Here is a 23,858-nt window from a genome sequence, read left to right on the forward strand (position 1 = left end):
GGCAGTTCGTGTCTCCTCGGGATCCCATGGTGGGCGGGAGCTGGTTCCGGACGGAGGTCAGGTGGGGAGGGTGAAGCGGCCGTCCGGGGTCTGGTCGACCAGGCGGTCGGCGAGCAGGGAGTCCAGGCAGCGGGAGCGCTGGACGGCGTCGTCCCAGACCCGGTCCAGCTGGTCCTGCTCGACCGGCGCGGTGGCGGCGCGGAGCACGTCGAGCAGCCGGCCCCGTACCTGCCGGTCGGTGCCGGCGAACTTCTGCACCTTCCGGGCCGGGCCGTCGTACGCGGGGGAGCCGGCCAGCCGCCAGGCGCAGCGGTCGCGCACCGGGCAGGCCCCACAGCGGGGGGTGCCGGCGACGCAGAGCAGCGCTCCCAGCTCCATCACCGCCACCGAGAAGCGCACGGCGCGGTCGTGGTCGGCGGGCGCGAGTGCCGCGATGTCGAGCAGGTCGGTGGCCCGGGCCGGTGCCGCCTCGGCCCGGCCGTGCACCATCCGGGCGACGACCCGGCGCACGTTGGTGTCCACCACCGGCTGTCGCTGGCCGTAGCCGAAGCAGGCCACCGCCCGCGCGGTGTAGGTGCCGATGCCCGGCAGCGACTCCAGCACCGCGACGTCGTCCGGGACGACGTCGCCGTGCTCGGCCGCCACCACCGCGGCGGCCTCGCGCAGCCGCAGCGCCCGCCGCGGGTAGCCGAGCTTGCCCCAGGCGCGGATGACGTCGGCCGGGCTGGCGGCGGCCAGCGCGGCCGGGCTGGGCCAGCGGGCCAGCCACTCCCGCCAGACCGGCTCCACCCGGGCGACGGGCGTCTGCTGCAGCATCACCTCGCTGACCAGCACCGCCCATGCGTCCACACCGGGACGGCGCCAGGGCAGGTCACGCGCGGCCCGGTCGTACCAGTCGACGATCAGGTCACCGCGGTCGTCGGTGCGAGGGGTGCTGGTCACGGGTGCCCAGTCTCCCCGCTCCCGCGGTGGCTGGCCACGACCGCCCCGTCACGCACACGGGCGGTGCCGCGGGGCTCAGCTGCCGTACGGGGCGGTGCGGGACACCTCGTGCACCGTGATGGTCGGCTCCGCGGTGATCATGTCCGGCAGCTTCGAGAGGGCCTCGGCGAGCTCGGGGGTGCCCATGTGCCGGTCGAGGTCCTCCCGGGACTCCCACTGCTCGATCGAGGTGAACGCGTTCGGGTCCTCGATGTCGCTGGTGAACACGTAGCTCGTGCAACCCTGCTCACCGCGCGAGCGCCTCGCCAGGCCGGCCAGCAGGGCCACCATGTCCTCGCGGCGGTCGGGGCGGGCGTGGGCGGCGGCGATGACGAGGATCATGGCCGCAGGCTGGCACGTCGATGGCCCGCGCGCCACCGCCCGGCGCACCGGGAGGCCCCCGCAGCACGCTGGACAGGCCCGGAGCACCCGGGGCGGGCCGGGCCGGCGGCGTGCCGGTCGGTGCCCGGTCGGCGGCGCGGCTACCGTGCTCGTGTGCTGCACCCGGTCGGAGACCTGCCCGCCTCCGTCTACTGGCGGCGGCGTGCCCTCCTGCTGGCCGTGGTGCTCGTGCTGCTCGCCGGCCTGGCGTGGCTGCTCACCTCGGTGACCGGCGGCGAGCCGGAGGTGACCGCGGCCCCGGCCGGCGCGAGCTCGTCGGCGTCGCCGTCGGACACACCGGCGCTGGAGCAGGTGCTGCCGTCGCTGGCCAGCGTGCAGGTGCCGACCGCGCAGACCGGCTCGACCGCCGCGCCGGACACCGGTGCCCCGGCCCCCACCACCGAGCCGCCCCCGCCCGCGGCGCCCGGGCCTTGCGGCGACGACGCCCTGACCGTCGACGTGGCGCCCACCCCGGCCCAGGCGCCGGTGGGCAGCCGGCCGACCTTCGAGCTGGTGGTCACCAACACCGGCTCGGTGCCCTGCGTGCGGTCGCTGGACGGCGGCGTGCAGGAGATCCAGATGTTCGACTCCTCCGGGCAGCGGGTCTGGGGCAGCAACGACTGCTTCCCGGAGTCCACCTCCGACACCCGGACGCTGGCGCCGGGGGAGGCGGTGCGCCTGCCGCTGACCTGGAGCGGGCTCAGCAGCGCACCGGGCTGCTCCTCGGCCCGGGTCACCCTCCCGGCCGGTCAGTACGTGCTGCGCGGCCGGCTGGACACCAAGACCGGCGCGGACGCCGCCTTCAGCCTGGTCTGACCCGCACCGCTGGACGGGGCCTAGCTGTAGCGGTCGAGGATCGAGGTCTCGGCCAGCCGGGACAGGCCCTCGCGGATGCCGCGGGCACGGGCCTCGCCGACGCCCTCGACGGAGAGCAGGTCCTCGATGGTGGCGGCCAGCAGCTTCTGCAGCCCACCGAAGTGGGCGACCAGCCGGTCGATGATGGCGGCGGGCAGCCGCGGCACCCGGGCCAGCAGCCGGTAGCCGCGGGGGCTGACCGGGCTGTCCAGCGAGTCGGGCGAGGTGGGCAGGCCGTAGCAACGGGAGACGGCCGACAGGTCGAGCAGCTCGGTGGCCGACAGGGCGCGCAGGTCGGTGAGCACCTGCTCGCCGGACCGGGTGCGCCGCCCGCTGTTGGGCAGGTAGTCCCGCACCAGCAGGCCGCGGTCCTCCTCGACGCCGGCCAGCATCTCGTCCAGCTGCAGGGCCAGCAGCCGGCCGTCGGTGCCCAGCTCGACGACGAAGCCCTCGATCTCGTCGGCGATGCGCCGCACCATCTCCAGCCGCTGGCTGACGCTCATCGCGTCGCGCACGGTGACCAGGTCCTCGATCTCCAGCGCCGACAGCGTGCTGGCCACCTCGTCCAGGCGCAGCTTGTACCGCTCCAGGGCGGCCAGCGCCTGGTTCGCGCGGGCCAGGATCGTGGTCGGGTGCTCGAGGGTGTAGCGCCGCCCGGCCACGTAGACGCTGATGATGTGCATCGACTGGCTGACCGAGATCACCGGGAAGCCGGTCTGCAGGGCGACCCGCTCCGCCGAGCGGTGCCGGGTGCCGGACTCCTCGGTGGGGATGGTCGGGTCGGGCATCAGGTGCACGCCGGCCCGGACGATCCGCAGCCCGTCGTAGGAGACGATGACCGCGCCGTCCATCTTGGCCAGCTCGCGCAGCCGCGTCGCGGACAGGGCGACGTCGAGGGCGAAACCGCCGGTGCAGATCGACTCGACCACCCGGTCGTAGCCCAGCACGATCAGCGCGCCGGTGCGACCGGCGAGGATGCGCTCCAGCCCGTCGCGCAGCGCCGTGCCCGGGGCGATGCGGCCGAGGAGCTCGCGCAGGGCGACCTCTGAGTCCACCTCGGGGGGCACGAGCGCTCCTGACGGTCCGATGACGGGTGAGCCGAGTCTAGTGGGCGGCTGCGGGGAGCCGGTTCCCGAGCACTCCTGCACCTGCTGGGAGGCGGCTCACAGCAGCAGCGCGAGCCGGCAGGTCAGAACAGCCGCTGGATGGCCGCGCCGAGGTCGCTGATCGGCACCAGCCGCATGCCCGCCGGCCCCGTGCCGGAGTCCTCGGGCACCAGCGCGGCGGTGTAGCCCTGCCGGGCCGCTTCCGCCAGCCGCCGGCCGGTGCCGCCGACCCGCCGGATCTCGCCGGACAGCCCCACCTCGCCCAGGGCGATCAGCCCGGCCGGCAGTGGCCGGTCGGCGGCCGCCGACGCGATGGCCAGTGCCAGCGCGAGGTCGGCGGCGGGCTCGGTGATGCGCACCCCGCCGACCGACGCCGCGAAGACGTCGGCGTCGGCGAGCTTGACGCCGGCCCGCCGCTCGACCACGGCGTTGACCATGGCCACCCGGGCCGGGTCCAGGCCGCTGACCGCCCGCCGGGGCGACCCACCGCCGGAGGGCGCGACCAGGGCCTGCACCTCGGCGAGCAGCGGCCGGCTGCCCTCCATGGTCACCGTGACGCAGCTGCCCGGCACCGGTGCGGACCGCCGGGAGACGAACAGGTGCGACGGGTCGGGCACACCGACGACCCCGCTGTCGCCGATCTCGAAGCAGCCGATCTCGTCGGCCGGGCCGAACCGGTTCTTGGTGGCGCGCACCATGCGCAGCGTCGAGTGCCGCTCGCCGTCGAAGGAGAGCACCACGTCGACCAGGTGCTCCAGCGCCCGGGGGCCGGCGATCGCGCCGTCCTTGGTGACGTGGCCGACGAGGATCGTCGTCATCCCGCGGCTCTTGGCCAGCGCGATCAGCGCCGAGGCGACCGCCCGGACCTGGGTGGCGCCGCCGTCGGTGCCCTCGACGGCGGGTGAGCGGACGGTCTGCACGCTGTCCAGCACCAGCAGCGTGGGGGCGACGTCCTGCACGTGGGTGATCACCGCGGAGAGGTCGGTCTCGGCGGCCAGGTAGAGCTGATCGTGCAGGGCGCCGATGCGCTCGGCCCGCAGCCGCACCTGGGCGGTGGACTCCTCACCGGAGACGACCAGCGTGGGGCCGGCGGCCGCGGCCACCCGGTGCGCGACCTCCAGCAGCAGCGTGGACTTGCCCACCCCGGGCTCACCGGCCACCAGGATCACCGCGCCGGGCACGAGGCCGCCGCCCAGCACCCGGTCGAACTCACCGATGCCGGTGGGCACCGCGCGGGCGCCGGCGAGCTCCACCTGGCCGATCGGCCGGGCGGGCGCGGTGACCGGGCCGGCGTGCACGGCCCGGAGCGGTGAGGAGGGGGCGCCGACCTCGGTCAGCGAGCCCCACGCCTGGCACTCGGGGCAGCGGCCCACCCACTTGGGCGAGGCGTGGCCGCACTCCGTGCAGCGGTGGGCGGGGCGGGCGGACTTCACGCCGGAAGGGGGCACGCGAGCGACGCTAGCGGCCCCCACCGACAGTCCCGCGCGAGCCGCGCGGGACCGTCGGGCAGGTCAGTTGTCGCCGCTCTCCGAGCCCCGGCCGCCGTCGGCCTCGGTGTCCTCCTCGTAGGCCTGGCTGCCCTCGGTGTCGCCGCCCCCGGCGCCCTCCTCCTCGTGGAAGTCGAACGCCTCCCCGCGGGGCAGGGCCCGGCTGGACACGCCGACCAGGGCCGGGACGGTGATCTCGCCGGCGTTCTCGAACGTGAGCACGACGTCCACGGTCTGTGCCGGGGTGAGCTCCTCGGTCAGGCCGGTCAGGGTGACCTGCGGGCCCTCGCCGACGTACACGTTCTGGTTGGCCGGGACCGCGATGTCCACGGTGCTCGGGTCGGTCGGCGCGGCGGCCGGGGCGGCGGCGGCGAGCGCCGGGTCGGGCACGACCTCGACGCCCTCGAACTGCTCGCCGGTGATCGAGATCAGCCGGTCGTCGGTGCCCGTCGGGTTGGCGATCGCCATCAGCAGGCGGGCGTCGCCGCCGGCCTGGTAGACCCCGGTGAGCGGGTAGGCCAGCTGCACGTCGCGCAGCTGGAGCTCCCCGACGGTCGCCATCGCACCGGTCTTGTCCCGGTCCTGGGTGGCGGTCTGGGTGACCTGGCCGGCGCTGCAGGCGCCGAGCGCGACCGGGGAGAGGAGCAGGACGCCCATGGTCGCGGCGCGCAGTGCGCGGTTCACAGCGGTTGACCTCCAGGCGGGGACGTGCGGGGCGGGCCGGCCGGGGCGGCGGTGCTCGTCGACCACGACTCGCGCCCAGCCTAACGGCCTGCACAGGATGTGCACCGGGAGGTGAGCGATGTCGTCGATCGACGTCGGACGGTCGGTGGACGGTGACCCCGCCACCGCGGTGTTCGGTGAGCAGGCCCCGGGCACGACGCGGTGGTGCTTCGCCGACCAGCTCGGCCCGCACTTCCTGGACCACCCCGACCAGCCGGTGCTGCTGGTCGAGTCCCGGGCGGTCTTCCGGCGGATGCGGTTCCACCGGCAGAAGGCCCACCTGGTGCTCTCCGCGCTGCGGCACCGGGCCGCCGAGCTGGGCGAGCGGGTCACGTACCTGCAGACCGACACCTACGGCCAGGCGCTGGACCAGGTGCGCGAGCCGCTGTCGGTGTGCGCCCCCACGAGCTGGGGCAGCCGCGACCTGGTGCTGCGCCGCCCGGGTGTGCAGGTGCTGGCCGCCCGGGGGTTCGTCACCTCCGAGGCCGACTTCGCCGCGTGGGCCGGCCGCCGCACCCGGGGCGGTCGGCCCAGCGGGCGCCGGCTGCTGATGGAGGACTTCTACCGCGACGCCCGGCGCCGGCACGACGTGCTGATGGACGGCGCGGAGCCGCTGGGCGGCACCTGGAACCTCGACCACGACAACCGCGAGCCGCCCCCGGCCGACGGCCGGTCCCCGGCCCCGGAGCCGTGGTGGCCGGTCGAGGACGAGATCGACGAGCGGGTGCGGGCCGACCTGGACCGCTGGGAGGCCGACGGCGACGTCTCCTTCGTCGGGGACGACGGGCCGCGGCTGTTCCCGGTCACCCAGGCCGAGGCACGCACCCGGCTGGAGGACTTCCTGGCCCACCGGCTGGGTGCCTTCGGCCCGCACGAGGACGCGATGCTGGCCGGCGAGCGCTGGCTGGCGCACTCGCTGATATCCCCGGCGCTCAACCTGGGGCTGCTGGACCCGGCCGAGGTGGTGCACCGGGTGGACGCCGTCTACCGGGAGAGCCTGGCCGCCGGTGACCCGCTGCCGCTGAACTCCGTCGAGGGGTTCACCCGGCAGGTGATGGGCTGGCGCGACTACATCTGGCACCTCTACTGGTACCTGGGCCGGGACTACCGGCACGGCAACGCGCTGGCCGCGCACGAGCCGGTGCCGGACTGGATGACCGAGCTGGACGACGGCGCGGTGGACGCCGCGTGCCTGAGCGGCGTGCTCGGCGACGTGCGCCGGGACGGCTGGGTGCACCACATCCCGCGGCTGATGGTGCTGGGCAACTACGCGCTGCAGCGCGGCATCGACCCGCTGGCGATGGCCGACTGGTTCCACGCCTCCTTCGTCGACGGTTACGACTGGGTGATGGTGGCCAACGTCGTCGGCATGAGCCAGCACGCCGACGGCGGTGTGCTGGCCACCAAGCCGTACGCGGCCGGCGGGGCCTACATCGACCGGATGAGCGACTACTGCGGCGGCTGCCGGTACGACCCGAAGAAGCGGCTCGGGGACGACGCGTGCCCCTTCACCGCCGGCTACTGGGGCTTCCTGGAGCGCAACCGCGAGCGGCTGGCCGGCAACCAGCGGATGCGCCAGCCGCTGTCGGGCCTGGGCCGGCTCAAGGACCTGGACGCCGTCGTCGAGCAGGAGCAGCGCCGCGGCACCCAGCCCCCCTGACGGCGGCCCCTCTCACGAGGGGCCTCTCTGTCAGGTCAGGGACGCGCCGCCGGCCAGGAGCAGGACGACGTCGGTGACCGTGAGCAGGATCACTGCGGGGAAGGCCAGCCGGCGGAAGCGGGCGCTCCCGGCCAGCGCCGCCACCACCACCGCGGGGACGGCGACGACCAGGGCCACCCACCCGGTGGCGCCCGGCGCACCGGCGGGCCCGGCCACCAGCAGCAGGGTGGCCGCGAACAGGAGTGTCGCGCCGGCGACTGCGGAGACGGTGGCACCCAGCCGGTGCGGCAGCCCCCGCACGCCCGTGGCCAGGTCGTCCTCCAGGTCGGGTGCCACGTTGGCCAGGTGTGCCGCACCGCCGAGGCAGGCGCCGGCGGCCACCAGCCACCACGGCGCGGCCGGCGTCCCGGGGGCGGCGGCGACCACGCCGGCGGGCAGCAGCCCGAAGGCGACGAGGTAGGGCAGCATCGACGCCACGCCCGACTTCAGCCCGCAGTTGTACGCCCACCCGCACACGACCACGCCGAGCAGCAGCAGCCCCGGCACGAGGCCCAGCAGCAGCGACAGGACGACCGCGGCGAGCGCCGCGAGCAGTGCCGCCGAGCGCAGCAGGTGCGGGGTCAGCGCCCCCTGGACGACCGGCTTGTCGGCCCGTTCCACGGCGCGGTCGCGGTCGGCGTCGAGCCAGTCGTTGCTCCACCCGATGGACGCCTGACCTGCGAGGACGGCCAGTCCCACCAGTCCCACACGTCCCGCCTGCACCCCGGCTGCGACGGCCAGCAGGGTGGCCACGAGGGTGACCCCGACGGTGGGTCCGAGGTGGGTCGCCAGGGCCATCGAGCGTGCCGTGTGCCATCCGCCCCGGGGTGTCCGACCCTCCGTCACACGCACACCCACCCCTCGCTGTCAACCCCAGATCCTCCCCGGGGTGGGCCTCTGACCAGCACTTTTGCAGGTCTCGTCCGGTCCGGCGAACAGTCTGCCGTGGTAACCTGGTCCACAGCGAAAGGGGTCACATCCACATGGGCTTCACTGTTGGCGAGACCGTTGTCTACCCCCACCACGGGGCCGCTCTGATCGAGGCGATCGAGCAGCGCACCGTGCGTGGCGTCGAGCGGGCCTACCTGGTGCTGAAGGTGGCGCAGGGCGATCTGACCGTCCGGGTCCCGGCGGACAACGCCGAGATCGTGGGCGTGCGCGACGTGGTCGGGCAGGACGGCCTGAACAAGGTCTTCGAAGTGCTGCGGGCTCCGCACACCGAGGAGCCGACGAACTGGTCGCGGCGTTACAAGGCCAACCTGGAGAAGCTCGCTTCCGGGGACGTCAACAAGGTCGCCGAGGTCGTCCGCGACCTGTGGCGTCGGGACAAGGACCGTGGCCTCTCCGCGGGCGAGAAGCGGATGCTCTCCAAGGCCCGGCAGATCCTCGTCAGCGAGCTCGCGCTCGCTGAGGGCACCAACGAGGACAAGGCCGAGATCCTGCTGGACGAGGTCCTCGCCAGCTGATCGCTCTGCCCACCGACACCCCCCGCCCGGCTCGTCCGGCGGGGGGTGTCGCGCGTCCGGGCCCCGTCTTCAGCCGGCCCACCTCGGGTCGGTCAGGTGTTCGTCACCCGCGCCTCCCTGCGCGCCGACCTCAGCGCACTCGGCCTGCGACCCGGCGACGGCGTCCTGGCCAGGGCGCGCTGAGCCGGGTCGGTCGCCTGCTCAACGGGCCCGATGCCGTGATCGGGGCGCTGCTGGACGCGGTGTCACCCGGCGGCACGGTGCTCGCGTAGACCGACCGGGACGCCCGCTACGACGAGGTGTTCGACGCTTCTCGACCGGCGTGGTGACACCATGGCCCGGTGGACACACCGGCACTGCCCCTGGTCGGGGTCGGCACCGACGTGCACGCGCTCGCCGTGGGCGTCCCGCTCTGGGTCGCCGGTCTGCACTGGCCGGACGAGCCCGCCGGCCTGGCCGGTCACTCCGACGGTGACGTCGTCGCGCACGCCGCCTGCGACGCGCTGCTCGGTGCCTCCGGGGTGGGCGACCTCGGCTCCGTCTTCGGCACCAGCGATCCCCGGTGGGCCGGTGCGGCCGGCGTGGACCTGCTCGCCGAGACCGCACGCCGCGTGCGCGCCGCCGGCTACGAGATCGGCAACGTCGCCGTCCAGCTGATCGGGGCGGTGCCCCGGCTGGGCCGCCGCCGCGACGAGGCTCGCGACGTGCTGTCCGCGGCGCTCGGCGCCACGGTGCGGCTCAGCGCAACCACCACCGACGGCCTGGGGCTCACCGGCCGCGGTGAGGGGCTCGCCGCGACGGCCGTCGCCCTCGTCGTCCCCGTCCGGGGCTGACCTGCACCGCGCACGCCCCGCCCGCCCCCGCGGTGCACCGCCGCAGCCAGGTCCGACCTGGTCGCCGCGCCGAGCGGCGTCCGGCCCGAGCCGTCGGCTCTACGCTGACCGGGTGAGCGGATCCCCGGCCCCCCGGCGTGCCGCTCTCGTGCTGCTCGCCGCCGGGTCGGGGACCCGTACCGGTCACCGCACCAACAAGGTCTTCCTGTCCCTCGCCGGCCGCCGGGTGTTCGTCTGGTCGCTGGACGCCACCCGCGATCTCGCCGAGATCGGCCCGGTCGTGCTGGTGGTGCGCGAGGACGAGCAGGACGCCGCGCACGAGGTCCTCGCGCAGGAGGCGCCCGGGCGCGAGGTGCGGGTCGTAGTCGGCGGAGCCAGCCGGCACTCCTCGGAGTGGCGTGCCCTGCAGGCGCTGCGGCCGGACATCGAGCGGGGCGAGGTGGACGTGGTGGTGGTGCACGACGCAGCCCGGCCGCTCAGCGGGCCGGCCCTGTTCCGCTCGGTCGTGGCCGCTGCCCGCCGGCACGGCGGAGCGGTCCCCGGGCGCCTGCAGCCCGCCCTGCTGCACCGCGACGGGCTCACCCGCCGCGCCGGGGACGCCGTGGCGGTGCAGACCCCGCAGGCCTTCGCCGCCGCACCGCTGCTCGCGGCGTACACCGCGGCCGCGGGCCAGGACTTCGACGGGTCGGACACCGCGGCCTGCGTCGAGCGCTTCGCCGCCGGCGTGGTCATCCACCACGTGCCCGGGACGCCGACCAACATCAAGATCACTTTTGCCGAGGACGTCGTCCTGGCCGAGGCGCTGCTGGCCCGCTCGTCCCCCGACCTGGAACGGTCTGGGTGACGTCGTGACCCCGGTCCCGCTCTCTGTGTCGTGACCCCGGTCCCGCTTTCTGTACGGAGAGCGTGGTGGTGGGGCGGGTGATCACTGCGCTCCCTGTACAGAGAGCGTGGGGGTGGCGGGGTCAGCGTTCGGGGAGGGTGCGGCGCAGGGCGTGCAGGCACTCCAGCAGGGCGACGTCGTCGTCGTCGGTGATCCGGCGGGCCAGCGACGGCACCACCACCTCGACGACGTCGACGGCCCCGGCGACGAACTCCACCAGTTGCGGCAGGTCGGCCAGGTCGCCGGCCAGCGGGAACGCCTCGGCCAGGCGGTCCAGCAGCTGCTCGCCGACCACCAGCGGGGACGCCAGGGCCGCCAGGCGCTCACGGTCGACGGTGCCCACGATGCACCCGTCGTCGACCTGCTTGATGGTGTCGGTGACCGGGCGCAGGCCGACGACGGCGCCGTCCGGGCGCAGGGCGGCGAGACACTCCCGGACGGCGCTGCTGGGCAGCAGCGGGCACATCGGGTCGTGCACCAGCAGACCCGAGGACGCGCTCCCGCGCCACGGCGCGTCCGGGGCGAGCACCGCCGACGGGGGCACCCCGCGGGTGCGCCCGGCCACCACGGCGACGTCCAGGCCCTGCACGCCCTGCACCGACTCCAGGGCGTGGGCGACGAGCGGCCGGCCGAACAGCCGCAGCCCCGACGCGCTGCGCGGTCCGCGGTCGACCACGACGGCCAGCACGCCCTCGACGGGCACCCGGGCGGGGTCCTGCGGGACACCGCCCCGGGCAGCGGACGTCACGGGACCGGGCGCGGGCACCGGTCCACGGTAGACGCGCCCCGGACCGGGGCTGCCCGTGCGGTGGACGCCCCCCGCCCCCGTCCCCGGTCGGGCGCCCCCGGTCCGCGCGGCCCGGGGGCACGCGCTCCGTAGACTCGGGCGGTGACCCTCCGCCTGTACGACACGGCCACGCGCGCCGTACGCGACTTCACGCCCCTGCGTGCAGGACAGGTCTCCGTGTACGTCTGCGGCCTCACCGTGCAGGGCCCCCCGCACGTCGGTCACGTGCGCGCGGCCCTGGCCTTCGACGTCCTGCGGCGCTGGCTGACGCACGGCGGGCTGGACGTCGTCTACGTCCGGAACGTCACCGACATCGACGACAAGATCCTCACCAAGGCCGAGGCGAACGGCGTCCCGTGGTGGGACTGGGCCTACCGCAACGAGCTGGCCTGCACCCGGGCCTACGACGTGCTGGGCACGTGGGCGCCCACCTACGAGCCCCGCGCCACCGGCCACGTGCCGGAGATGATCGAGCTGATGCAGCGGCTGATCGACCGCGGGCACGCCTACGCGGCCGGCGGCGACGTGTACTTCGACGTCCGTTCCTTCCCCGCCTACGGGGAGCTCACCGGGCAGCGGGCCGACGACCTGCAGCCCGCCGCCGACACCGACACCGACGACCGCAAGCGCGACCCCCGGGACTTCGCGCTGTGGAAGGCGCACAAGCCGGGGGAGCCGGAGTCGGCGTCCTGGGCGACGCCGTGGGGCCGCGGCCGGCCCGGCTGGCACCTGGAGTGCTCGGCGATGGCCGGCAAGTACCTGGGGTCCGAGTTCGACATCCACGGCGGCGGGCTCGACCTGCGCTTCCCGCACCACGAGAACGAGCAGGCCCAGTCCCGCGCCGCAGGCGACCCGTTCGCCCGGTACTGGCTGCACAACGGCTGGGTCACCCTCGGCGGGGAGAAGATGAGCAAGTCGATGGGCAACACCGCACTCGTCGAGGACGTCGTGACCCGGGTCCGGCCGGTCGAGCTGCGCTACTACCTGGTCACCCCGCACTACCGCTCCACGGTGGAGTTCACCGACACCGCGCTGGAGGAGGCCGCCTCGGCCTACCGGCGGCTGGAGTCCTTCGTGCGGCGGGCAGTCGAGCGGGTCGGAAGCACCGAGGTCGGGGCGGTGCCGGACGCCTTCGCCGCCGCCCTGGACGACGACCTGGGCACCCCGGCCGCGATCGCCGTGGTGCACGAGCACGTGACGGCGGGCAACACCGCCCTGGCCGAGGACGACGACGAGGCGCTGGTCGTGGCCGTGGGCGCCGTCCGTGCCATGCTCGGGGTGCTGGGGCTGGACCCGCTCGACCCGCAGTGGGCCACCGGCGGCGGGCAGGACAACCGGCTCGCCCAGGTGACCGACGGCCTGGTGTCCCTGGCGTTGGAGCAGCGCCAGGCGGCCCGCGCGCGCAAGGACTTCGCGGCGGCCGACGCCATCCGCGACCAGCTGACCACCCTCGGCGTCACCGTCGAGGACACACCGCACGGCCCCCGCTGGGCGGTGACCCGCTGAAGAGCAGCGGGTCCGCCGCGGGGGGAGCACAGGGAGAGGTGACCCGCTGATGGCGGGCAACAGTCAGCGCCGCGGTCGTTCCGAGGGCGCAGGCAAGAAGAAGGCCACCGCCGGCACCGGCGGCAAGAACCGCCGGTCGCTGGCCGGGCGCGGGGCGACCCCACCGGCCGCCGCGCGACCCAACCACCCGGCGCACGCGCGCGCCCAGGCCGCTGCGGCCCGCCGGGAGACCTACCAGCGGGCCCGGGCCCGGTCGCAGGAGCAGCCCGAGCTGCTGCTGGGCCGCAACCCGGTGCTGGAGGCGCTGCGCGCGTCCATCCCGGCGACGGCGTTGTACGTGGTCACCGGCGACACGACGCGGGGCAGCACCGACGAGCGGATCGCCGAGGCGGTGCAGATCGCCGGCGACCGCGGCCTGCCGCTGATGGAGGTCGGCAAGGGCGAGTTCGACCGGATGTCCAACGGTGCCCTGCACCAGGGCATCGGGCTCATGGTCCCGCCCTACGACTACGCGCACCCCGACGACCTGCTCGGCATCGCCCGGGACGCGCAGCGCCCGCCGCTGATCGTGGCGCTGGACGGCATCACCGACCCGCGCAACCTGGGCGCGGTCATCCGGTCGGCGGCGGCTTTCGACGCGCACGGCGTCGTCGTCCCGCAGCGCCGGTCGGTGGGCATGACCGGGTCCGCGTGGCGCACCAGCGCCGGCGCGGCCGCCCGGCTGCGGGTCGCCCGGGCGGTCAACCTGTCCCGGGCACTGGCGTCCTACCAGGACGCCGGCCTGCAGACGGTGGGCCTGGCCGCCGACGGCGACATCGACATCCACGACTACGACGGCTTCGCCGACCCGGTCGCGCTGGTCGTCGGCGCCGAGGGCGCCGGGCTGTCCCGGCTGGTCCGCGACCGCTGCGACGTGGTGGTGTCCATCCCGATCGGCCGGGCCACCGAGTCGCTCAACGTGAGCGTGGCGGCCAGCATCGCGCTGTTCGCCGCCGCGACCGCCCGGCGCGCCGCCGTCCGGTGACCACCGCAGGGCCGGGGGAGCCGCCCGCCGGCCCCCCGGCGACCGCGCGGCGCCTCGGTCTCGCCGCACACCCGGAGGGCGGCTGGTTCCGGCGCACCTGGGCCTCGCCGGCCGAGCTGGACGGGCGGCCCGCGGCGACCGCGATCCTGTTCCTGCTCGCGCCGGGGGAGGAGTCGGCCTGGCACACCGTGGACGCCGACGAGCTCTGGCTGTGGCACGGCCCCGGCGACCTGGTCCTGGAGCTCGGCGAGCCCGGTGAGGTGCTGCACCTGGGCCCGGGGACGCCGCAGGGTCTGGTCCCGGCCGGCCGCTGGCAGCGGGCCAGGCCGGCCGCCGACGTCGAGGTGCTGGTCAGCTGCGTGGTCTCGCCGGGCTTCCAGTGGTCGGGCTTCCACCTGCGCTGACCGGACCTCGCGGCGACGGGACCGCGCTGCCATGGTGGTGCCGTGCTCGACGACGCCCGGCTGCTCGACATCGCCCGCGAGCTCACCGCCGTACGGGGCGTCGTCGGCGTGCTGCTCGGAGGCAGCCGGGCACGTGGCGACGCGACCCCGGAGTCCGACGTCGACCTCGGTGTGTACTACCGAGGCTCCCTGGACACCGCCGCGCTCGGCGCCCTGGCCCGTGAACTGGCCGGCCCGCACGCGATGGTGACCGAACCCGGCGACTGGGGGCCGTGGGTGGACGGAGGGGCCTGGCTGCACGTCGACGGGCTGGCCGTCGACTGGATCTATCGCGACGTCGAGCGCGTACGGACCTCCTGGGACGACGCCCGGCAGGGGCGGTATCGCTTCCACGCACAGGTCGGCCACCCGCTCGGCGTCCCCGACTTCGCCTACATCGGGGAAGTCGCGCTCGGTCGGGTGCTGAGCGACCCGACCGGTGAGCTCGCGGCGCTCCGCAGGCAGGCGGCCGAGTACCCGCCGGCGCTGCGCGAGGCCCTGGTTGCCGGGCTGTGGGAAGCCGAGTTCAGCCTCCGCATCGCCCGCAAGGCGGTGTCCCGCGCTGACGCCACGTACGTGGCCGGCTGCCTGTTCCGGCTGGTGGGACTGTCGGCCCACGCCCTGCACGGGCATGCGGGCCGCTGGTTGGTGAACGAGAAGGGGGCGGTCGCGTCGGCCGCTCGCCTACCCGGCGTCCCCGCGGACCTCGGTCGTCGCGCACACGGGGTGCTCACGGGCCTCGGTCCCCTGCCCGGGGACCTGGAACGGGCGGTCGCCTCGGCAGAGGTGCTGCTCGCCGACGTCCGGGCCCTGTGCGGGCGGTGACCGGGGCAGCCGTCACCCGATCAGTTCGGCGACGCTGTAGATGACCAGCCCGGCGAGCCCCCCGACGACGGTGCCGTTCACCCGGATCCACTGCAGGTCGGCGCCCACCTGCAGCTCGATCCGCCGGCTGGTCTCCTCGGTGTCCCAGCGGGCCACTGTGCTGCCCACCAGGTCCGCGACGTCCCCGGAGAACCGCTCGACGGCGTACCCGGCGCCGCGGCGTGCCTGGCGCTGGACCAGCTCGCGCACGTGCGGGTCGGTGCGCAGCAGGCCGGCCACCCGGCGGATCAGCCCGGCGACCCGGGCACGCAGCTCGGAGTCCGGGTCGGCCGCCGCGGCGACGACCGAGGTCTTGACCGTGCCCCACAGCGAGCCGGACCAGGTGCGGACCGCGGGCTGGTTGAGCAGCTCCAGCTTCAGCTGCTCGACCCGCGCGGCGGTGTCCGGGTCGGTGCGCAGGGCATGCACGTAGGCCCGCAGCCGGACGTCGTAGCTGCGCCGCAGCTCGTGCCGGTCGTCCTCGCCGACCTCGGCCAGGAACTGCTGCAGGCCGGCGAACACCCGGTCGAAGACCCGGTCGTCGACCCAGTCGGGCACCCACGAGGGGGACGCGTCGCCCAGCTGCGCCCGGAACACCAGCCGGTTCTCCTGCAGGAACTGCGCCAGGCCGGTCAGCCCCGCGGACAGCACCTCCTGGTGCCGGTCGCCGTCGACCACGAGCTCCAGCACCCGCGCGAGCAGCGGTGCCGCCGGCGTCTCCCGCAGCTTCCGGTCGGCGAACCCGGACACCGCCTCGCGCACCTCGTCGTCGGCCAGCAGGTCGGTCAGCGCGGTCAGCGCGGCCCCGGCGTCCCCGGCCAGCCGCTCGGCCCGGCCGGGGCCGGCCAGGAACTCACCCAGCCGGCCGGGGACGTCGACGGCGGCGATGCGCTCGTCGACGACGGCCCGGGTGAGGAAGTTGTCCTGCACGAAGGCGCCCAGGCTCGCCCCGATCTGGTCCTTCTTCCGCGGGATGATCGCGGTGTGCGGCACCGGGACCCGCAGCGGGTGCCGGAACAGCGCGGTGACGGCGAACCAGTCGGCCAGGGCGCCGACCATCGAGGCCTCCGCGGCGGCCCGGACGTAGCCGACCCAGGCACCGGCGTCGTCCCCGGCCAGCACGCAGGCCAGGAACACCAGCGCAGCGACGAGGAACAGCCCGGTGGCCAGCAGCTTCATCCGCCGGAGGTCACGCGCCCGGGCGGGGTCGTCGAGGGAGGCGACCAGGGGAACGGACCGGGAGGGGGCGACCACCCCCAGGAGCCTAGGTAAAGGACCTGACTGCCCCCCACGACACCCTGCGGGCGCCGCGGGCCCCTGCAGTCAGGCCGTACTGCCCCCCACGACACCCTGCGGGCACCGCGGGCCCCTGCAGCCAGGCCGGACCGCCCCCCACGGCGTGTGCCGTGAGGGGCGGTCGGTGTGGCCCGGTGGCCGGGGGTCAGCTGGTGGCGGTGCCCAGCGTGACGTCGACCTGCCGGGTGTTGCCGTCCCGCTGCACCGTGAGCGTGACCTTCGCGCCGGGCTCGGCGCTGCGCACCGCGGCGGTCAGCTCGATGGAGCTGGTCACCGGCTCGCCGTCGACCGAGGTGATCACGTCACCGGGCTGGATGCCCGCCTCGGCGGCGGCGCCGCCCGCGCTCACCTGCTGCACCTGCGCGCCTTCACCCACCTGCGACCCGTTCTCGCTGGCGGTGGCCGCGCTCACGCCCAGCAGCGCGTGCTCCGCCTTGCCGGTCTGCACGATCTCGTCGGCGATGCGCTGCACCAGGTTGCCGGGGATCGCGAAGCCGACACCGATGTTGCCGCTCTGCGCCGCCGGCTGACCCGGCGCGCTGCTGCCGGCGGACACCGTGGCGATCGAGGAGTTGACGCCGATCACCGCGCCGGCGGCGTCGACCAGAGCACCACCGGAGTTGCCCGGGTTGATCGCGGCGTCGGTCTGCAGCGCCTGGATCACGGTCTGGTCGGCGTCCGAGCCGGTGGCGACGGCGCGGTCGGTGGCGCTGATGATCCCGTCGGTCACCGTGTTCTCCAGGCCCAGCGGTGACCCGATCGCGACGGCCAGGTCGCCCACCTGCACGTCGTCGGAGTCCGCCCAGGTGGCCGGGGTGAGCCCGCTGGCGTCGGCCAGCTTGACCACCGCGAGGTCCGAGGTCGGGTCGGTGCCCACCACCGAGGCGTCGTAGAGCGTGCCGTCGGAGGTGCGCACCTGGATGGTCGCGTCGTCGGTGCTGCTGTCCAGCGTGACCACGTGGTTGTTGGTGATCACGTAGCCGTCGGCGCTGTAGACGATCCCGGAGCCCGAGCCGGAGCCCTGGGCTCCGCTGACGTAGATCGTCACCACGCTGGGTGCCGCCTTGGCCGCCGCCGCGGTGCTGCTGGTGGCGTTCTGGGCGTCCTTGATCACCACGCTCTGCGCGGAGGCGGTGGCCGCGGTGGCGGTGCCCCCGTCGTCGTCCAGTGCGACGACGCCGGCGCCGGCGCCGCCGCCGATCAGGGCGCCGGCCAGCAGCGCCGCGACGACCAGCCGGCCACGGCCGGCCCGCTTGGCCGGCTGCGGGGCGGCCGGCGGCTGGAACACCGGCGGCAGCCCCCCGGTCGGCGGCAGGTGTCCGCCGTGCCCGGCGCCGACCGACGCGTGGTCACCGGCCTGCTGCCACGCCGGCTGCGGGTACCCGGCCGGCGGGCGGGCCTGGTAGGTGGGCTGCCCGCCGTACTGCGCCGGCTGCGGCTGCCCGGGGTGCTGGGCCGACGGGAACTGCTGGGTCTGCTCGCGGTGCGGCGGGGTGCCCCAGGCCGCCTGCCCGGGCTGCTGCCAGCCGCCCGCCTGGGTGCCCGGCGCCTGGCTGCCGTACGACTGGGTGCCCGGCGTCTGCGTGCCCGGTGCGGGCGTGCCCGCGGTCGGGAAGGTGGTCCCACCGGTGGCGCCGGAGACAGCGCCCGCGGCGCGGTCGGCGGGCGCGGAGCCGCCCTGGGCCCCCGTGTTCTCGCCGGTCTCGTCGGCCGGTCGGTTCTGCTCGGTCACAGCTGTGCCTCCCCACGGTCGGCAGGGGTTCCTGCCGCGATGACACCACTGTGCGACCCCGCACTGAGCCGGAACTGACCCTCCGCTGTGAACTCCCTGCACGCCCCGCCCATCCGGTGAGCGGCACCGGACCGAACACTGCCCGTCCTCGGTCACCGACGCCGTCGGAGCCGCCTGACCACGTCCACTGCCCGGGGAGGCGTCACGTGCCGCTCCGCCGCGCGCTGCGCGTCCTCGTGCACGGGCTGCTGGTCGTCGCGGTGCTGTCCTGGCTCACGGTGGTCGCCGGCGCGGTCGCCGCGGTCGCAGCCGGGCTGGCCGGCCTGGTGGTGGCCGGGCTGCTCTGGCCCGGTGCGGCCGACCCCGACCCTCGTCTCGACGCCGGCCCGGAGCTCGGCCCCGGTCACGTCGCGGCGTCACCCGAGCCGCCGCCCGTCCCGGGTCTGACGCCGGTGCGCTCGCTGAGCACGCAGGCGCTCGGCCGGGAGTGGGTGCGCAGCGCGGCGGCGCTGGACGCGGCGCTGGAGCCGGCCACCCGGCAGCACGTCGCCGACCGACGGCGGGCGCTGCTGGACGAGATGGAGCGCCGCAACCCGGAGTCGGTGGCCGGCTGGCTGGCCGACGGCGCACCGGAGGGCGTCGACCCCTCCTCCTACCCGCCCCAGCCCCCGGACCCGGCCCCCGGCGAGGGCCGTCCGGACCGGCCGATCGTCACCTGACCCACCGGCGTCAGGCCGGGCGGAACCCGCGGACCACCGCGCCCATGTCCACCGCGGCGGCGTCGGGCAGCTGCGCCGCGGCGCCGTCCATGGCGTGCAGGACGGCGGCGGTGAGCGCGTCGGTGACACCGGAGGCCTGCAGCGCCGAGCGGATCAGCCGGGCGTCCTTGGCCGCACCGGCGAGGGAGAAGCTCACCGGAAAGTCACCGGCGATCATCTGGGCGCCCTTCGCGTGCGCGTACGGGCTGTCCGCCGCGCCACCTCGGACGGCGTCCAGGAAGTGCTGCGGGTCGACGCCGAGCCCCTCGGCCAGGCTGACCGACTGCGCGACGGCAGCGGTCAGCGACAGCACCCAGGCATTGCAGACCAGCTTCAACCGGCTGCCGGCCCCGGCCTCGCCGAGCCACAGCGTGCGCGCCCCGATGGCCTCCAGCACCGGCTCCAGCCCGGCGCGCACCTCCTCCGGGCCGGATGCCAGCACCACCAGGGCGCCCTCCTCGGCGGGCTTGCGGGTGCCCAGCACGGGGGCGTCGACGAGCACCAGCCCGAGCTCCCGGGCGACCTCGACCGTGCGGTCGGCGCCCTCGACGCCGACCGTGGTGGTCTGCAGCCACACGGTCCCGGCCGCGGGGGCCGCCTGCCGGACCACGTCGACCGCGGCGTCCGCGTCGAAGACCATCGTGAGCAGGACGTCCGCGCCGCGGGCGGCGTCGGCGGGGGAGTCGCACGCCTCGGCGCCGGTGCCGGTCAGCGCCTGGGCCTTGGCCGGGTCCCGGTTCCAGGCCCGGACGACGATGCCCGCCCGCCGCAGCGACCGCACCATGCCGGCGCCCATGACGCCGGTGCCGAGCACGGCGACGGTCGGGGTGCCCGTCCGGGCAGGGGAGTCGGGCGTAGGAGAGGTCATGGCCCGATCCTGCGCCCGCGGCGCCCGGTCGGCAGGACGGGTCACCGGTACCGCGCCGGAGGGAAACAGCTCGACCGGACGCGATCGCCCGGTGACACTCGGGCGTGCTCCTCACCCTGTCCACCACGCACACCCCGGCCACCGACCTCGGCTTCCTGCTGCACAAGAACCCGGCGCGGCCCCAGCAGGTCGAGGTCTCGACCGGCACGGCCCACGTCTTCTACACCGAGGCCGGCGAGCACCGGTGCACCGCCGCGCTGCTGCTCGAGGTCGACCCGATCGGCCTGGTGCGCACAGCCCGGGCCGGTGGGGACGACGGTCCGCTCGCCCAGTACGTCAACGACCGCCCGTACGCGGCGTCGAGCCTGCTCGCGGTGGCGCTGGGCAAGGCGTTCTCCAGTGCGCGCCGCGGGGTGAGCAAGGAGCGACCGGACCTGGTGGACGTCGCCCTGCCGCTGGAGGTGCACGTCCCGGCACTGTCGTGCCGCGGTGGCGTGGAGATGGCGCACCGGTTCTTCGCACCGCTGGGCTGGCGGGTCGACGCGACCGCGGTGCCGCTGGACGAGACCCTTCCGGAGTGGGGTGCGTCCCGGTACGTCGACCTGCGGCTGAGCGGTGAGCTCCGGCTCGCCGACGCCCTCAACCACCTCTACGTCGCGCTGCCGGTGCTGGACGACGCGAAGCACTACTGGGTCGGCGCCGACGAGATCGAGAAGCTGCTGCGCGCCGGCAGCGGGTGGCTGGCCACGCACCCGGACCGCGACCTGGTGACCCGCCGCTACCTGGGGCACCGGACCACGCTGACCCGCCGGGCCATCGAGCGGCTCGCCGAGGTCGACGACGCCGTCCCCGAGACGCTGGACGACGCGACGGCACCGCCGCTCGCGGCAGCCGGCGGCCCGCAGACCACCGACGACGGGGACGCGGCCGACCGGCCGGTCCCGCTGGCGTCGCTGCGGCACGGGGCCGTGCTGGCCGCGCTGCGCTCGGCCGGTGCTCAGCGGGTCATCGACCTCGGTTGCGGAGCCGGTGCGCTGCTGCCGGCGCTGCTGGCGGAGCCCGCGTTCACCGAGATCCTGGGCGTCGACGTCAGCGCCCGGGCGCTGGAGGTGGCCGCCCGGCGGCTGCGGTTCGACCGGCTCCCGGAGCGGCAGCGGGCGCGGATCACGCTGCTGCAGAGCGGGCTGACCTACACCGACGCCCGGCTGCGGGGCTACGACGCGGCCGTGCTGATGGAGGTCGTCGAGCACCTCGACCTCGACCGCCTGCCGGCGCTGGAGCACGCCGTCTTCGGCGCCGCGACTCCGGCCACCGTCGTGGTGACCACGCCGAACTCCGAGTACAACGTCCGCTACCCGGACCTGCCGGCCGGCACGTTCCGGCACCGGGACCACCGGTTCGAGTGGACCCGCGAGCAGTTCGCCGACTGGGCGGCCGCGGTCGGGCACCGGTACGCCTACGCAGTCCGGCTGCTCGGCGTCGGGGACGACGACCCGGCCGTCGGCACGCCCACGCAGATGGCCGTGTTCACCCGCGGCGCGGCGACGGGGGTGGCGGCATGACCACGCCGACCGAGGAACGCCCGGCCGGCGAGCCGCGCACCGTCGTCGTCCCCGAGCTGGCTCTGGTCGTGCTGATCGGCGTGAGCGGCTCGGGCAAGAGCACCTTCGCCCGGCGCCACTTCCGCGGTACCCAGGTGCTCTCCAGCGACTTCTGCCGGGGCCTGGTGGCCGACGACGAGAACGACCAGTCGGCGACCCCGGAGGCGTTCGCGCTGCTGCACCACATCGCCGGGGTCCGGCTGCGCGCCGGCCGGTTGACGGTGGTCGACGCGACCAACGTCAAGCGCGAGGACCGCGCCTCCCTCGTGGCGCTGGCGCGCGAGCACGACGTGCTGCCGGTGGCGATCGTCCTCGACGTGCCGGAGGGCGAGTGCCTGGCCCGCAACGCCGCCCGGCCGGACCGCGACATCGTCGCCGGGGTGATCCGGCGGCAGCGGTCGGACCTGCGGCGCGGGCTGCGCGGGCTGGGCCGCGAGGGCTTCCGCAAGGTGCACGTGCTGGACGGCACCGAGGAGGTCGACCGCGCGGTCATCTCCTACGAGAAGGCCTACAACGACCGCCGCGAGGACACCGGCCCGTTCGACGTCGTCGGCGACGTGCACGGCTGCCGCGCGGAGCTGGAGGAGCTGCTCGGCGAGCTGGGCTACGAGCTCCGCCGCGACGGGCTGGGGCGCCCGGTGGACGCCGAGCACCCGGCCGGGCGCCGCGCGGTCTTCGTCGGCGACCTCGTCGACCGCGGCCCGGACTCACCCGGGGTGCTGCGCCTGGTCATGGGCATGGTCGCCGCCGGGCACGCCCTGTGCGTGCCGGGCAATCACGAGAACAAGCTGGTGCGCGCCCTGCGCGGGCGCAACGTGCAGATCACCCACGGCCTGGAGCGCACGCTGGCCCAGCTGGAGGCGGAGGACGACGACTTCCGCCGCCGGGTCGAGGAGTTCTGCTACGGCCTGGTCAGCCACTACGTGCTCGACGGCGGAGCGCTGGTCGTCGCGCACGCCGGGCTCAAGGAGTCGTTGCAGGGCCGCGCCAGCGCCCGGGTGCGGGACTTCGCCCTCTACGGCGAGACGACCGGGGAGACCGACGAGTTCGGCCTGCCGGTGCGCTACCCGTGGGCGACCGAGTACCGCGGCCGCGCGATGGTGCTCTACGGGCACACCCCGGTCCCCACGCCGGAGTGGGTCAACAACACCCTGTGCCTCGACACCGGCTGTGTCTTCGGTGGCCGGCTCACCGCGCTGCGCTACCCCGAGCGGGAGCTGGTCGGCGTCGCGGCCGCGCAGACGTACTACGAGCCGGCCCGCCCGTTCCTGGCCGAGGGCGAGGCCGCCCCGCTGTCCGAGCCGCGGCGCCGGGACGACGTCCTCGACGTCGGCGACGTGCTCGGCAAGCGGGTCGTGGAGACGCGGCTGTCGGGCCGGGTGACCGTGCGGGAGGAGAACGCCGCGGCGGCGATCGAGGTGATGAGCCGCTTCGCGGTGGCGCCGGAGCAGCTGCTGTACCTGCCACCGACGATGAGCCCGTCCGCCACCTCGGTCCGGCCGGGGCTGCTGGAGCACCCGGCCGAGGCGTTCAGCTACTTCCGCGGCGAGGGCGTGGCCGAGGTCGTCTGCCAGGAGAAGCACATGGGCTCCCGCGCGGTCGCGCTGGTCCGCCGGGACGGCAGCGGCGTGCTGCACACCCGCACCGGCCGTTCCTTCTTCGGCCCCGGCCTCACCACCGAGTTCCTCGGCCGCCTCGCCGCTGCCGTGGGGGAGGCGGGGCTGTTCGAGGAGCTCGACACCGACTGGCTGCTGCTCGACGCCGAGCTCCTGCCGTGGTCGGTGAAGGCGGGCGACCTGATCCGCAGCCAGTACGCCGCGGTCGGTGCTGCCGCACGGACGGCGCTGCCGGCTGCCGTGTCGGCCCTGGAGCAGGCGGCCGCCCGGGGTCTCGACGTCGGGGACGTGCTCGACCGTCAGCGGCGGCGGGTCGCCGACGCCGAGGCGTTCACGCAGGTGTACCGGCGCTACTGCTGGCCCACCGACGGCCTGAGCGGCGTCACCGTCGCGCCTTTCCAGCTGCTCGCCTCCGCCGGCGCGACGTACTCCGACCGGCCGCACGCCTGGCACCTGACCCTCGCCGACCGCCTCGCCGCGACCGACCCCGACCTCGTCCGCGGCACCCGCTCGCTCACCGTCGACGTCACCGACCCGACCAGCGAGGCCGCGGCGACGGCGTGGTGGGAGGAGATGACGGCGTCCGGTGGTGAGGGCATGGTCGTCAAGCCCGCGGCCAACCTCACCCGTGGGCGGCGCGGCGTGGTGCAGCCCGGCCTGAAGGTCCGCGGACGTGAGTACCTGCGGCTGGTCTACGGTCCGGACCACACCGAGCCGCAGCACCTGGAGCGGCTGCGGGAACGGTCGCTCGGCCGCAAGCGCGGGCTGGCACTGCGGGAGTACGCGCTCGGGCTGGAGGGCCTGGAGCGGCTCACCCGCGGCGAGCCGCTGTGGCGGGTGCACGAGTGCGTCTTCGCCGTCCTGGCGCTGGAGTCCGAGCCGGTCGACCCGCGGCTCTGAGCAGGACACCCCCGGCCTCGCCCGGCGCCGCCGGGGGTGTCCCTAGAAT

General features: G+C 75.5%; 22 protein-coding genes. 12 read left to right on the forward strand and 10 right to left on the reverse strand.

Annotated elements, in window-relative coordinates; all coding sequences use genetic code 11:
- Positions 1-57: 57 nt before the first annotated feature.
- Both G1H19_RS21325 and G1H19_RS21330 read right to left on the reverse strand, forming a co-directional pair.
- Positions 58-942: an A/G-specific adenine glycosylase gene (locus G1H19_RS21325; protein ID WP_162392993.1), complete on the reverse strand. Its 885-nt coding sequence runs from the start codon at positions 940-942 to the stop codon at positions 58-60.
- A gap of 75 nt (positions 943-1,017) precedes the next feature.
- Positions 1,018-1,323 (reverse strand): putative quinol monooxygenase, encoded by a 306-nt coding sequence (locus G1H19_RS21330; protein ID WP_152729578.1) that lies wholly within the window; start codon positions 1,321-1,323, stop codon positions 1,018-1,020.
- Between the two features lie 153 nt (positions 1,324-1,476).
- Here G1H19_RS21330 and G1H19_RS21335 point away from each other — a divergent pair, with 153 nt between their 5' ends.
- Positions 1,477-2,178, forward strand: coding sequence for a MucR family transcriptional regulator (locus G1H19_RS21335; protein ID WP_162392994.1), 702 nt, complete (start codon positions 1,477-1,479; stop codon positions 2,176-2,178).
- 20 nt (positions 2,179-2,198) lie between these two features.
- Here G1H19_RS21335 and disA read toward each other — a convergent pair whose 3' ends face one another.
- The 3 genes from disA to G1H19_RS21350 form a co-directional block, all read right to left on the reverse strand.
- Positions 2,199-3,284: a DNA integrity scanning diadenylate cyclase DisA gene (disA, locus tag G1H19_RS21340; protein WP_162392995.1), complete on the reverse strand. Its 1,086-nt coding sequence runs from the start codon at positions 3,282-3,284 to the stop codon at positions 2,199-2,201.
- A 122-nt stretch (positions 3,285-3,406) separates the two neighbouring features.
- On the reverse strand, positions 3,407-4,771 hold the full coding sequence (gene radA, locus G1H19_RS21345) for a DNA repair protein RadA (RefSeq protein WP_235928131.1): 1,365 nt from the start codon (positions 4,769-4,771) through the stop codon (positions 3,407-3,409).
- A gap of 63 nt (positions 4,772-4,834) precedes the next feature.
- Positions 4,835-5,494: a copper chaperone PCu(A)C gene (locus tag G1H19_RS21350; protein WP_152729580.1), complete on the reverse strand. Its 660-nt coding sequence runs from the start codon at positions 5,492-5,494 to the stop codon at positions 4,835-4,837.
- Positions 5,495-5,612: 118 nt separating this feature from the next.
- Between G1H19_RS21350 and G1H19_RS21355 the strand changes: the two genes are divergently transcribed.
- Positions 5,613-7,193, forward strand: coding sequence for a cryptochrome/photolyase family protein (locus tag G1H19_RS21355; protein ID WP_152729581.1), 1,581 nt, complete (start codon positions 5,613-5,615; stop codon positions 7,191-7,193).
- Positions 7,194-7,223: 30 nt separating this feature from the next.
- Here the strand turns inward: G1H19_RS21355 and G1H19_RS21360 are convergent, their stop codons facing one another.
- Positions 7,224-8,030: a UbiA family prenyltransferase gene (locus G1H19_RS21360; protein WP_152729582.1), complete on the reverse strand. Its 807-nt coding sequence runs from the start codon at positions 8,028-8,030 to the stop codon at positions 7,224-7,226.
- 185 nt (positions 8,031-8,215) lie between these two features.
- Between G1H19_RS21360 and G1H19_RS21365 the strand changes: the two genes are divergently transcribed.
- The 3 genes from G1H19_RS21365 to G1H19_RS21375 all read left to right on the forward strand — a co-directional run bounded on the left by G1H19_RS21365 (position 8,216) and on the right by G1H19_RS21375 (position 10,375).
- Complete coding sequence (locus tag G1H19_RS21365) at positions 8,216-8,698, forward strand: CarD family transcriptional regulator (protein WP_152729583.1); 483 nt, start codon at positions 8,216-8,218, stop codon at positions 8,696-8,698.
- Between the two features lie 341 nt (positions 8,699-9,039).
- Entirely contained in the window at positions 9,040-9,531 is a 492-nt protein-coding gene (gene ispF, locus G1H19_RS21370) for a 2-C-methyl-D-erythritol 2,4-cyclodiphosphate synthase (RefSeq protein ID WP_202925905.1), read from the forward strand.
- 112 nt (positions 9,532-9,643) lie between these two features.
- Positions 9,644-10,375 (forward strand): IspD/TarI family cytidylyltransferase, encoded by a 732-nt coding sequence (locus tag G1H19_RS21375; RefSeq protein ID WP_162392996.1) that lies wholly within the window; start codon positions 9,644-9,646, stop codon positions 10,373-10,375.
- 121 nt (positions 10,376-10,496) lie between these two features.
- Here the strand turns inward: G1H19_RS21375 and G1H19_RS24245 are convergent, their stop codons facing one another.
- Positions 10,497-11,180 carry a 2-C-methyl-D-erythritol 4-phosphate cytidylyltransferase gene (locus tag G1H19_RS24245; protein WP_152729584.1) on the reverse strand — a complete coding sequence of 228 codons (684 nt, stop codon included), beginning with the start codon at positions 11,178-11,180 and terminating at the stop codon, positions 10,497-10,499.
- 123 nt (positions 11,181-11,303) lie between these two features.
- Here G1H19_RS24245 and cysS point away from each other — a divergent pair, with 123 nt between their 5' ends.
- The 4 genes from cysS to G1H19_RS21400 are packed head-to-tail and all read left to right on the forward strand — an operon-like array spanning position 11,304 to position 14,999.
- Positions 11,304-12,707 carry a cysteine--tRNA ligase gene (gene cysS, locus G1H19_RS21385; protein WP_162392997.1) on the forward strand — a complete coding sequence of 468 codons (1,404 nt, stop codon included), beginning with the start codon at positions 11,304-11,306 and terminating at the stop codon, positions 12,705-12,707.
- 49 nt (positions 12,708-12,756) lie between these two features.
- The gene (gene rlmB, locus G1H19_RS21390; protein WP_152729585.1) at positions 12,757-13,731 is read left to right on the forward strand and encodes a 23S rRNA (guanosine(2251)-2'-O)-methyltransferase RlmB; all 975 of its coding nucleotides are present in this window, start codon (positions 12,757-12,759) and stop codon (positions 13,729-13,731) included.
- On the forward strand, positions 13,728-14,135 hold the full coding sequence (locus tag G1H19_RS21395) for a cupin domain-containing protein (RefSeq protein ID WP_174278131.1): 408 nt from the start codon (positions 13,728-13,730) through the stop codon (positions 14,133-14,135). Before rlmB ends, G1H19_RS21395 begins: the two co-directional genes overlap by 4 nt.
- Positions 14,136-14,177: 42 nt before the next feature.
- The gene (locus tag G1H19_RS21400) at positions 14,178-14,999 is read left to right on the forward strand and encodes a nucleotidyltransferase family protein (protein WP_162392998.1); all 822 of its coding nucleotides are present in this window, start codon (positions 14,178-14,180) and stop codon (positions 14,997-14,999) included.
- A 12-nt stretch (positions 15,000-15,011) separates the two neighbouring features.
- On the opposite strand, the gene G1H19_RS21405 is transcribed toward G1H19_RS21400, so the two are convergent.
- Positions 15,012-16,292 carry a DUF445 domain-containing protein gene (locus G1H19_RS21405; RefSeq protein WP_235928132.1) on the reverse strand — a complete coding sequence of 427 codons (1,281 nt, stop codon included), beginning with the start codon at positions 16,290-16,292 and terminating at the stop codon, positions 15,012-15,014.
- Between the two features lie 187 nt (positions 16,293-16,479).
- The gene (locus G1H19_RS24775) at positions 16,480-18,066 is read right to left on the reverse strand and encodes a S1C family serine protease (protein WP_162392999.1); all 1,587 of its coding nucleotides are present in this window, start codon (positions 18,064-18,066) and stop codon (positions 16,480-16,482) included.
- A gap of 206 nt (positions 18,067-18,272) precedes the next feature.
- Between G1H19_RS24775 and G1H19_RS21415 the strand changes: the two genes are divergently transcribed.
- A complete protein-coding gene (locus tag G1H19_RS21415; protein ID WP_152729586.1) occupies positions 18,273-18,785 on the forward strand; it encodes a hypothetical protein in 513 nt (170 codons plus the stop codon).
- Positions 18,786-18,795: 10 nt separating this feature from the next.
- On the opposite strand, the gene G1H19_RS21420 is transcribed toward G1H19_RS21415, so the two are convergent.
- Complete coding sequence (locus G1H19_RS21420; protein ID WP_152729587.1) at positions 18,796-19,692, reverse strand: NAD(P)-dependent oxidoreductase; 897 nt, start codon at positions 19,690-19,692, stop codon at positions 18,796-18,798.
- Positions 19,693-19,796: 104 nt separating this feature from the next.
- On the opposite strand from G1H19_RS21420, the gene G1H19_RS21425 reads away from it, so the two are divergent.
- Positions 19,797-21,254, forward strand: coding sequence for a 3' terminal RNA ribose 2'-O-methyltransferase Hen1 (locus tag G1H19_RS21425; RefSeq protein WP_162393000.1), 1,458 nt, complete (start codon positions 19,797-19,799; stop codon positions 21,252-21,254).
- The gene (locus G1H19_RS21430; RefSeq protein ID WP_152729588.1) at positions 21,251-23,809 is read left to right on the forward strand and encodes a polynucleotide kinase-phosphatase; all 2,559 of its coding nucleotides are present in this window, start codon (positions 21,251-21,253) and stop codon (positions 23,807-23,809) included. Before G1H19_RS21425 ends, G1H19_RS21430 begins: the two co-directional genes overlap by 4 nt.
- Positions 23,810-23,858: the final 49 nt, after the last annotated feature.

This window comes from Goekera deserti, from assembly GCF_010685995.1.
Classification (GTDB): domain Bacteria; phylum Actinomycetota; class Actinomycetes; order Mycobacteriales; family Geodermatophilaceae; genus Goekera; species Goekera deserti.